Genomic DNA, 10,290 nt, shown 5'->3' on the forward strand with positions numbered 1-10,290 from the left:
AAATCAATGTTTTTTCAACTATTAATGATATTGATGGTGGATTTTAATGTGCCAAAAATTGAAAAAATTCTGCTGTTAGCCTAAAAGTGTTGAAATGCCTGAGTTTGAGGAGACAAAACTTCATCGAACTCAGGTTATCAACAACTAGAAATCGATACTCCCACGCCCGTCTTATCATGGGCGGGACACGATTTGGCAAAACAAGAAACCAAAATGGCAAAGAATGTTGCATCTCTGCCGTTTGTATTCAAGCATGTTGCCCTCATGCCAGATGTCCACATGGGTAAAGGGGCATTAGTCGGCTCGGTAATCGCGACTAAAGATGCCGTCATTCCGGCGGCTGTGGGTGTCGATATTGGGTGCGGGATGATGGCAATCCAAACACCATTTAGGGGGGAGAAATTGGATGGCAAACTCAAAAAAATTCGGCTCGATCTAGAAGCACAAATCCCAGTTGGCTTTGAAGAAAATCAAGAAATTTCTAAAGCAGCGACCAATTGGCAAGGCTGGCAGGGTTTTCAAGAATTGCATAAAGGTGTGCGCGGGTTGGAAAATAAAGCCATCAAGCAACTCGGTTCGCTTGGTGGGGGCAATCACTTCATCGAAGTTTGTATCGATACTGAAGATCGAGTTTGGTTGATGTTGCATTCTGGCTCCCGCAATATCGGTAATAAATTGGCGCAGTGCCATATCGATACAGCCAAAGATCTCGCCAAGTTAGCCGATCTGAGTTTACCCGATCGCGATTTGGCTTATTTTGTCGCAGGTACGCCCGAATTTGCCGCTTACTGGCGCGATCTCCAATGGGCACAGCAATACGCTAGTCGCAATCGCGAGCTGATGATGTCCCGATTCATGCGTGTCATCGAGCAACATCTCAATGGTGGTAAAAAAATGAAACCGCTACTCACCATCAATTGCCACCATAATTATGCTGAACGAGAAGTGCATTTTGGTGAGGAAGTATATGTGACTCGCAAAGGTGCAGTGCGCGCCCAAGTGGATGATTATGGCATCATCCCTGGCTCGATGGGTACCAAATCATACATCGTCCAAGGCAAAGGTAACGCCCATAGCTTCTGTAGTTGTTCTCACGGTGCGGGGCGCATCATGTCTCGATCGATGGCAAAAAACACCTATACTCTTGATGACTTCATCGCTCAAACTAGCGGCGTAGAATGTCGCAAGGATGCCGAGCTGCTCGATGAGATTCCGGCGGCATACAAACAGATCGATCGAGTCATGGCAAATCAAGCCGATCTCGTCACCGTCGTCGCCACCCTCAAGCAGGTAGTCTGTATCAAAGGGTAAACAGTTGCGGATGCTGTTCAGGCGGAGGATACCTGGCACATGTGTTGCACCAGCGGCTCGCGATACGTAGGCTCTGCCGAGGGTTTAGCGAGACAAGACAAGCAGACAGTTGAGAGCTTCGTAGATTGTTTAGACCTTCCATCGATCGCTATCGGTCACTACACTTAATAGACCTCTTGCGTGAATAGCAAATGAGCAATCTCAAACTGTTAGAAACTCATGTCAAAAAATGATTCACGCAAGAGGTCTAATGTTAATCCTTTAATTTGAATGCCTCGTTCAGATAATTCAAGGCTATTGTTATCAAAAATAGATTGAGTACCGTCCACAATTGATGGCTCTAAACTTAAAAAATGAAAAATTGGACGAACTGATAATATCATATTATAAATATTATTAAAAGAATTTAATGCAAGTCGCATTCCAATGTGTATTTGTAGAATTAAGCCACTATCAAGTGCTAAATCACCAATTGAATAATTACCTTAAATATTCTCAATCAAGAACTTAAATGGACAAGTTGTTGCTAATTTGTCGAACACTTGCCTCTGGAGTCCCAGAAATATCTACATTAATCGCATCTTCTGGGACTTCTAACTCATCAAACTGGCTTTGGAGTAAAGATTCCTTGATGGGATGTCCGTGCCGTGCTCGAATCCGCTGTTGAATCAGTTCAAATGAACCGTCAAGGTAAACCCATTTCACCTCATCGGTGGGTTGGAGCAAATGACGATATTCGGACTTTAGGGCAGAACAGGCAAGTATCGCGTTCGTATTTGTTTTGAGCCATTCGCTAATGACTTGATGTAACGTTTGGAGCCAAGGTAATCGATCGCTATCGGTCAATGAAATCCCATGACTCATCTTTTCGATGTTTGCGGCTGAATGAAAATCGTCAGCATCACTAAATTGCCAGCGCATCGCTTCCGCCAGCATTTTACCGATCGTCGTCTTACCAGAACCAGAGACTCCCATGACAATAATCACCATTTTATGACCTCACTTCTCACAACTTCGCTGTCAACTGTCAACTATCAACTATCAACTGTCTAATGACTACCTGACACAGCAATACCAATCCGGTTGCCCAGAGTCAGACGAGCGACTAAAGCCGTCCAGCCAGTTTGGTGACTGGCTCCCAAACCCCGCCCGGTTTCGGCATCGAAGTATTCATTGAACAGCGTTAAGTTCTGCCAATGAGGATCGGTGCTGTAGCGCATTTGGTCACCCTGCCAGGGACAATGCCCCCGTTCGTCTGGTACAAATAGTTGACCCAAGCGAGTACTAATTTCCTGTGCGACCTCCTGTAAGTTCATCTGCTGCCCCGATCCGGTGGGGCACTCTACTTGCAAGGAGTCACCATAGAAGTAGTAGTAGCGTTCGAGGGCTTCGATAATGAGGTAGTTCAGCGGAAACCAGATCGGGCCGCGCCAGTTGGAATTGCCACCAAACATGGCATTTGTCGATTCACCAGGTGTGTATTCAACGCGATATTCGCGATCGTTTGCCCAAAATGAATATGGGTTGTCTTGATGCACTTTTGAGAGCGATCGAATCCCATAAGGCGATAGAAACTCATTTTCATCTAGCAGGTAGCGCAACACGCTCAAGAACCGATCGTGTGTGGGAATCGAGAGCAATCGCCGCGCGTGCTGAGGATCTTCCCGCAGACAAGAAATTTGTTGAGCTTGCTCTGGACGATTCTCTAAAAACCAGCGCATTCGTTTGGAGAAAGCTGGTAACGCCTCCATCACGGATAGATCTATAACTTGTGCTGTGAGGAGTGGCAGCAATCCTACCAGCGATCGCACCCTGAGCGGTACAGATCCCTCACCACCATCAGTTACGCCATTACGCCGCAAGCGATCGTAATAAAAGCCATCCTGTTCGTCCCATAGTCCAGTGCCATCAAAGGTATTAATCGCACTAGAGATCGCCATAAAGTGCTCGAAGAATTTGGAAGCCACATCTTCATACGCCGGATCTTCGGTGGCTAGCTCCAGTGCCATCGATAACATCGTGCTGCAATAAAACGCCATCCAGCCAGTAGCATCGGCTTGTTCTAATTGTCCATCGATCGGCAACGGATGAGATCGATCGAACACGCCAATATTATCCATTCCCAAAAAGCCCCCGGCAAAAATATTTTTGCCAGCAGTGTCTTGACGATTTACCCACCAGGTAAAGTTGAGCAGCAATTTCTGAAATACGCGCGCTAGGAAAACGCGATCGCGCTGTCCTTGGGGGGCTGTGAGCTTGTACACGCGCCAACATGCCCAGGCATGTACCGGAGGATTGGTATCCGAAAAGCCATACTCATAGGCTGGTATGGCACCGTTTGGGTGCATATACCACTCGCGCAGCATCAAAATGAGCTGCCCCTTGGCAAAATCGGGATCGATCTTACAAAGTGGGATCGTGTGAAAAGCCAGATCCCAGGTGGCATACCAAGGATACTCCCATTTATCGGGCATGGAAATCACATCGCGGTTGTACAAATGCTGCGCCCAGTCGTGATTTAGTCCCTTGCGTTTGGGATCGGCAGAATGGGTAGGATCGCCTTCCAACCAGTCGGCAACGCCATAATAATAAAACTGTTTCGACCACAGCAATCCAGCACAGGCTTGGCGCACCACCTGGTGTTCCTCAAATTTCAAGTTCCCAGGGATTTGGGCATAAAAAGCATCTGCTTCCTGAATTCGCTGCTCGAAGATCCGATCGAATTCCTCACCAAAAGCAGTTGCTGGTGCATTCTCTTGGTCGAACAGTCGCAATTTTAAGACGATCGTTTCTCCTGGTGCAAGCTGTAAGGGATAGTGAACCGCCGCTTTGGTGCCATGCTCTGCTGGGTTTACTGCTGCTGTGTTGCCTTGGATCAGATATGAGCCAAAAGCATCTTTGACATACGGATTGGCATTGGGCGTACCGTACAAGCGATCGGTATTCGTTTCATTGTCGGTAAACAGGAGCTTCACCGCATGATCCCCTGGTAACGGTTCGGCGACTAAATGGAATTGTCCCAAAGTTGAATGCTCGGCAACTAATCCCGTGTCATCTCGATCGATCCTCGGTTTCGATTCATAGCCTTCGCCTGTGCGTCCCCACGACCAGGTATTCTGAAACCACAGTGTGGGTAATACGTGTAGCGGCGCGGGTTCGGAACTGTGATTGACGATCGTGACGCGAATTAAGATATCGTTGGGGCTGGCTTTGGCATATTCCACGCCCACATCAAAGTAGCGATTTTCGTCAAAGATTCCTGTATCCAGCAGTTCGTATTCCCGTTCTTGCTGAGTGCGCCGCTGGTTTTCGGCAACCAGTTGGGCGTATGGAAACTCAGCTTGGGGATATTTATATAGTGCTTTGCAATAAGAATGTGTCGGCGTGGCATCGAGGTAAAAATAACATTCTTTGACATCTTCTCCGTGATTGCCTTCACTATTGCTCAAGCCAAACAGCCGCTCTTTCAAAATCGGATCGCGTTCATTCCACAATGCCAGTGCAAAACATAGCCGACCCTTGCGATCGCACAAACCCAACAAGCCATCTTCACCCCAACGATAAGCCCGACTACGCGCTCGATCGTGCGAAAATGCATCCCAGCTCGAACCATCGGCTGAGTAGTCCTCGCGTACCGTCCCCCACTGCCGCTCTGAGAGATAGGTGCCCCAACGTTTCCAGTCCTGCTCGCGTCGAGTAGCTGCTGTCAATCGGTCTTGTTCTGCTGTCATGCTGTTCCTCTCAGGACGATCGAGTATTTAGGGTCGCTATTTCACTATTGGGAAAATTGGCTGCTATCGCTGTTGCTAGATCGCTGCGGACAGATCCCCGACTCCTTTAAGTCGAGTTTAAGAAGTCGGGGGTCTGGGTTTTAAGGATTTTTGCATGTCTTAACCGTTCGCGATCGATTGCCATAAGGCGGAAATCATTAGGGCGCAAGCTTCTTAATCAGCGATTTTTTGCTGCCACCTTGCTGGGAAAACTAGGCTTGTTGTGCCGATCTTAACGAAGATCGATTGTTTAGTCATGGCGGATTTGTTTTCGAGTAGATTTTTGATGACTTGGGGGAAACGGCACTCTTTGCTGCCAATTCTATATTTCCCCCTTGCTCATAATTTCCCCATATTTATAAGTCATAATTTAGATTTTTGGATTAGGTTAAAAATATTAAGATATGAGTATTCGCTCTCTGTTTCATACCGTTAAGGTCGCCGATGCCGTCACGCCTTATGACACGATCCAGCTCCAGGTTTTCTATCCAGGGATGTCAGATCGTCCCTTAACACAGGAAATGGGCAACCTACCCGCCGATCCTCAACAGGCTCCTTTCCCTGTCGTTATCTTTTTCAGCGGCATCAACTGTGGAGCAGATTCATATCGATGGTTGGCTGTGAAATTAGCAGCACGAGGACTGGTAGTAGTCACCTTCAATTGGATTGCGGAAAACTTGCCAGGGATGGTAGCTCTAACGCCTGGTGTGGAACTAAAAAATCTGGCTCCAAATATTTACGGTACGGCACCTACAGCCTCGGCTCTACCAGCGTTATTAGCAGGTTTAATGGAATTAAACTCTCAGGGAGTTTTAGCAGGCTTACTGGACTTAGAACGGGTGATTTTAGGTGGGCATTCTGCTGGTGGGCGAGTCGCGATCGAAAGTGCCAATCCAAGTTTTTATCCGCAAGTTATCGCTAGTTTTAGTTATGGTGCTCATACAGCGGCAATTGTCCAATTAGGTTATGCTGCTGGGACGATTTTAGCCCTTCCCGATGCGTTACCGATGATGTTAATCGGGGGTACCTGTGATGGTGTAATTGCGAGTAATAGCTCTTTGTATGGAGTGATAGGGGAACGCCCAACCACCCCAATCGAGCGGACATTCCAGGCGATGACAGGTGGAGATCGCGATCGCTATTTACTGTTAGTAGAGGGCGCAAACCACTTTACGATCGCCGATCCTGTCGATCCGACCATCGGGACTGCTTACTTAGATTTTCCAGCGACTCAATCAGATGAGCAAAGTCGAGATTTAATTGCTGAGGCAATCGGCTTATTTATCGATAGTCATGTCCGTTGCCAAGTACAAAGTATCGCAGCTCTCGATCGACTGTTAGTATCCAAACATCCGGCGATCGCCAGATTAGAGCGAAAATAGTTTGGGGTGGGATATCGCGTCTCGCCGAACTTGGAATATGAATTTAAACTTCACTAGATCCCCTTCTGACCCCAATCGGCGTCATCCGATCGACTCGACCGAGCATCGGGATCGACTGTTCGACTGAAATCCCCCGCAGATGGCGATCGGTTTCCGCTAGCATACCCTGGAAATCGCCCAGATCGATCGCGATCTAATATTCAGTAATCATCACCACCTTACCATCGGTATTTGAGATGACAACAGTGCGATCGATCGTATTCATAGAACTGGGACTTATCTCGACCAAACTTTGACTTGACGAAGGCTCGATATCAAATATTCGAGATGAACCTTGCCCAGCTTCGACCAAATGTTGTACAGACAACTTTGTCCAGAAACCTTCAGATAAGCCAGATAACCAGGCCCAGTACCTCCTTGAAGACCATAACTGACGGAGCTACCTTCAGCCCAAGTTATCGTATTGGGAAACTTAAATGTCGCTCCATTCCGGTCTAAATCTAACCCAGTTCCCGCGATTCCAAAGGCACTCCGTTCGCCTGGGAGATCGTAGGCAACAGCCCAACCTCCTGAAAATTCTGCCCGCCGAGTCTTTACCCCTGGCTCCCATTCTGCACCCAGTAGCACGAGGGGCTGGCATCGATCTCGATTCTCTGCTTTCTTCCATTCAGAAACGTAAATCTTCGGAACCGACCTTCCTGTAGCTGGAGGATTCTCCCACGGCGGAGGGAATTCACCCGCGCCGCCTACGGTTGCGTCCACTTCCTGCCCAATTGCCACACCCGATCCTAAATAAGCAATCCAGACAGCTAGCACAGCGATTATTTTTGGCATCTTCACCAGCATCTGTAAATTGAGTTACTTGTATTAACAACATCGCCCGATCGACTTGAGATCGCTCGATCCAGCATAGCGGTTATTTCTTCCCAAATCCAATCCCTGTTGCCAAACATTTAGTAAAATCTGCGCGTAATTTAGCCTCATCGAGATCTCGCCCGATAAAAACCAACTCATTTTTCCGTTGCTCATCCACCCGCCACTCGCGATCGGGTTTACCATCAAACAGCATGTGTACACCCTGGAATACAAACCGATTTTTTTGCCCTTGGATATTTAAAATCCCTTTCATCCGAAAGATATTTGGGCCTTGGTTTGGTAACAGATCGCTCAACCAATCATTAATTTTATTGATGTCCATCGCCCCCGACAATACTAAGGCAACAGATTTTACTGACTCGTCATGGACGTGAGCTTCTTCGCCCAACAGATCGGGATCGATCGTCAGGGCATGAGATAGATCGAAGCCGCCAACTTCTAAGACGGCATCCATATCAACCTGGGCATTTTCAGTCCGATAAATCTTCGCCATCGCATTCATTTTGCGAATTTTACGTTCGAGTTCGTCCAACTCCGTAGCAGTAACTAAATCGGTTTTATTAATCAAAATCGTATCCGCAAAAGCAATCTGCTCTTGAGCTTCATCTGCATCCCAATGAAGTTGAATATGCTTGGCATCTACTACGGTAACTACTGCATCCAATCGGGTATGAAGCTGAACATCTTCATCGACAAAAAATGTTTGAATTACTGGTGCGGGATCGGCGAGTCCCGTGGTTTCAATTACTAAATGGTCGAATTTGTCGCGCCGCCGCATTAATTTATCAATAATCCGCACTAAGTCACCACGCACCGTACAACAAATACAGCCATTATTCATCTCAAAAATTTCTTCGTCGGTGCTGACTACTAGTTGATTGTCAATGCCGATTTCGCCAAATTCGTTGACGATAACCGCTACTTTTTTACCATGTTCGTAGGTCAGGATGTGATTGAGTAGCGTAGTTTTCCCTGCGCCTAAATATCCAGTTAAGACAGTTACTGGAACGGTTGTGTGTGGATTATCTAAAGTATTTACCATGAGTATTTTACCCTGATGAGTGGTTTGGCAATCTGATTAATTGTGACTTTAGGCAGATTATTAAATTAAGTTTTAAATAAGTGTTACAGCATATTGGTGGTAAGTATTTAAGTGGATGCTAGCCGACCGATCCAATTGACAGCAAGCTACTCCACCCTTTAGAATGCTCTTGTTTGCGGCGATAACGATTCTCATTCTATCATGGATTTGCTGCATAGAGTTTGCCCCTCACCTGCTACTGCATCAGCAACTCGCCCACAACATTACCAATTTAACAGATCGTGAAAATTAGCCCTCGTCGCTCAAATTCAAAACTACCACTCCGCCGTAATTGGCTGGTATCATCACTATTGACAATCGGACTGCTAGCTGGATGCACGACACCCGACAGCAAACAGCCCACAGATGCAGCTAGCTCCACCACGAGCGCAACTCCAGCAACCACGCCCGTAAGTACAGAGAGTAACCCGAAAGTAGTTGTAACGAATACCGTATTGTGCGATTTGACCAAACAAATTGCGGCTAGCACTGTGAATGTAGTATGCTTGCTGGCTCCTGGTAGCGACCCTCATGTCTTCAAAATGACACCAGCAGCCAGACAATCGATCGAAGACGCTAAACTAGTCCTGTATGGTGGCTATGACTTTGAGCCAGATCTTACTAAGGCGATTACAGCAACATCTAATCCAGCTCCAAAAGTAGCCGTACATGAAGTTGCTGTAACTCAGCCGCTGAAATTTGAAGAAGATGGTAAAAGTACCACCGATCCACACGTCTGGAATAATGCTCAAAATGGCATCAAAATTGCCGAAACGATCGCGGCTAGCTTGGAGAAATTAGTACCAGCTCAAGCAGCAACTTACCAACAAAATACCCAAAAAATAACTACAGAACTCGGGCAAATCGACACGTGGATAAAATCTCAAATCGCTACGATTCCGGCTGCCAAAAAGGTGTTGTTTACCACTCATGATGCCCTGGGATATTACTCCCAAGCTTATGGGATTCCGGTTGATGCTTTGGAAGGATTGAGTACGGAAGAAAAGCCCAATGCCGCTAGAGCAAAGGAACTTGTTGGCAAGATTAAGAAAGCTCAAGTACCGACGATTTTTGCCGAGTTGACTCTTAATCCTAAATTAATTACGGCGATCGCTCAAGAAGCTAAAGTGAAAGTAGCAGAGCAGGAACTCTATGTTGACGGATTGGGGGAAGCTGGTAGTCCAGGTGAAACTTATCAGAAAATGTTAATTTCCAACACTCAAACGATCGTCGAAGGTTTGGGTGGTAAATTTACTCCATTTGCGGCCAAATAAGATCGTTTGTACGGTTTCACTCCGAGCATTGAATCGAACTTGACTCAAAACAAGCGATTTTCTCTTAGAGAATTGCTTCTTAAAATAACAGTGAATAGCATTTTTACAATTCAAAACGATCGAAATGAACAACTTAAACCAATACTTAAACTGGCTGACAATCACTGCCAGCGGATTATGTGCCACTTTACTACTAGTAACTGGTGCTCAAGCGGCAGATTCAATTACAACTACACCAAAATCAGCGACAGCTACACTCACTCAATTTAGTCCTAAACTGCTAATTGCTGCCAAGAAAAAGCAACGTCAAAAGCAAAAAGTCAAGCGAAAAGTCATAAAAACACAAATTAAAGCCTCAACTTCACCCCAAACAGAACTTACCCAGACACCACCCACCCCACCAGAGCCAGCAGTTCCAGTTCCACCCGCACCAGCAGTTACCTCACCCCCAGCACCGACAGCACCAGCCGAAGCCCCTAAAACAGAAACTCCAGTACCCAATCAATTCTCACTGAACACCAAACTAGAAGGACAAGTAATTTTTGGAGCAACAGGGACTTTTACAGGTGACTTCGAGCGCAATCCCGCCTTTGGAC

At 46.6% G+C, this 10,290-nt stretch carries 8 protein-coding genes; 4 read left to right on the forward strand and 4 right to left on the reverse strand.

Features of this window, described 5'->3' with window-relative positions:
• The first annotated feature begins 150 nt into the window (after nucleotides 1-150).
• On the forward strand, nucleotides 151-1,311 hold the full coding sequence (locus tag ACEW9I_RS06825) for an RtcB family protein (RefSeq protein ID WP_373539608.1): 1,161 nt from the start codon (nucleotides 151-153) through the stop codon (nucleotides 1,309-1,311).
• A gap of 507 nt (nucleotides 1,312-1,818) precedes the next feature.
• Here the strand turns inward: ACEW9I_RS06825 and ACEW9I_RS06830 are convergent.
• Both ACEW9I_RS06830 and ACEW9I_RS06835 read right to left on the reverse strand, forming a co-directional pair.
• Complete coding sequence (locus ACEW9I_RS06830; RefSeq protein ID WP_373539601.1) at nucleotides 1,819-2,301, reverse strand: gluconokinase; 483 nt, start codon at nucleotides 2,299-2,301, stop codon at nucleotides 1,819-1,821.
• Nucleotides 2,302-2,360: 59 nt separating this feature from the next.
• On the reverse strand, nucleotides 2,361-5,042 hold the full coding sequence (locus ACEW9I_RS06835) for a glucosidase (RefSeq protein ID WP_373539602.1): 2,682 nt from the start codon (nucleotides 5,040-5,042) through the stop codon (nucleotides 2,361-2,363).
• Nucleotides 5,043-5,485: 443 nt separating this feature from the next.
• Here ACEW9I_RS06835 and ACEW9I_RS06840 point away from each other — a divergent pair, with 443 nt between their 5' ends.
• On the forward strand, nucleotides 5,486-6,463 hold the full coding sequence (locus ACEW9I_RS06840; RefSeq protein WP_373539603.1) for an alpha/beta hydrolase family protein: 978 nt from the start codon (nucleotides 5,486-5,488) through the stop codon (nucleotides 6,461-6,463).
• Between the two features lie 276 nt (nucleotides 6,464-6,739).
• Here the strand turns inward: ACEW9I_RS06840 and ACEW9I_RS06845 are convergent, their stop codons facing one another.
• A complete protein-coding gene (locus tag ACEW9I_RS06845) occupies nucleotides 6,740-7,297 on the reverse strand; it encodes a hypothetical protein (RefSeq protein ID WP_373539604.1) in 558 nt (185 codons plus the stop codon).
• An 82-nt stretch (nucleotides 7,298-7,379) separates the two neighbouring features.
• Complete coding sequence (locus tag ACEW9I_RS06850; RefSeq protein ID WP_373539605.1) at nucleotides 7,380-8,381, reverse strand: GTP-binding protein; 1,002 nt, start codon at nucleotides 8,379-8,381, stop codon at nucleotides 7,380-7,382.
• 281 nt (nucleotides 8,382-8,662) lie between these two features.
• Here ACEW9I_RS06850 and ACEW9I_RS06855 point away from each other — a divergent pair, with 281 nt between their 5' ends.
• The gene (locus ACEW9I_RS06855) at nucleotides 8,663-9,694 is read left to right on the forward strand and encodes a metal ABC transporter solute-binding protein, Zn/Mn family (RefSeq protein WP_373539606.1); all 1,032 of its coding nucleotides are present in this window, start codon (nucleotides 8,663-8,665) and stop codon (nucleotides 9,692-9,694) included.
• 124 nt (nucleotides 9,695-9,818) lie between these two features.
• The coding region (locus ACEW9I_RS06860; protein ID WP_373539607.1) for a hypothetical protein at nucleotides 9,819-10,290 on the forward strand (472 nt) is incomplete at its 3' end.

The sequence above is a fragment of the Chamaesiphon sp. genome, from assembly GCF_041738855.1.
Lineage (GTDB): Bacteria > Cyanobacteriota > Cyanobacteriia > Cyanobacteriales > Chamaesiphonaceae > Chamaesiphon.

Excerpts from the sequence above, each read along its gene's own strand:
- ACEW9I_RS06830 (WP_373539601.1), bottom strand. The coding sequence starts at position 2,301 with ATGGTGATTATTGTCATGGGAGTCTCTGGTTCTGGTAAGACGACGATC.
- ACEW9I_RS06835 (WP_373539602.1), bottom strand. The coding sequence starts at position 5,042 with ATGACAGCAGAACAAGACCGATTGACAGCAGCTACTCGACGCGAGCAG.
- ACEW9I_RS06840 (WP_373539603.1), top strand. The coding sequence starts at position 5,486 with ATGAGTATTCGCTCTCTGTTTCATACCGTTAAGGTCGCCGATGCCGTC.
- ACEW9I_RS06845 (WP_373539604.1), bottom strand. The coding sequence starts at position 7,297 with ATGCCAAAAATAATCGCTGTGCTAGCTGTCTGGATTGCTTATTTAGGA.
- ACEW9I_RS06850 (WP_373539605.1), bottom strand. The coding sequence starts at position 8,381 with ATGGTAAATACTTTAGATAATCCACACACAACCGTTCCAGTAACTGTC.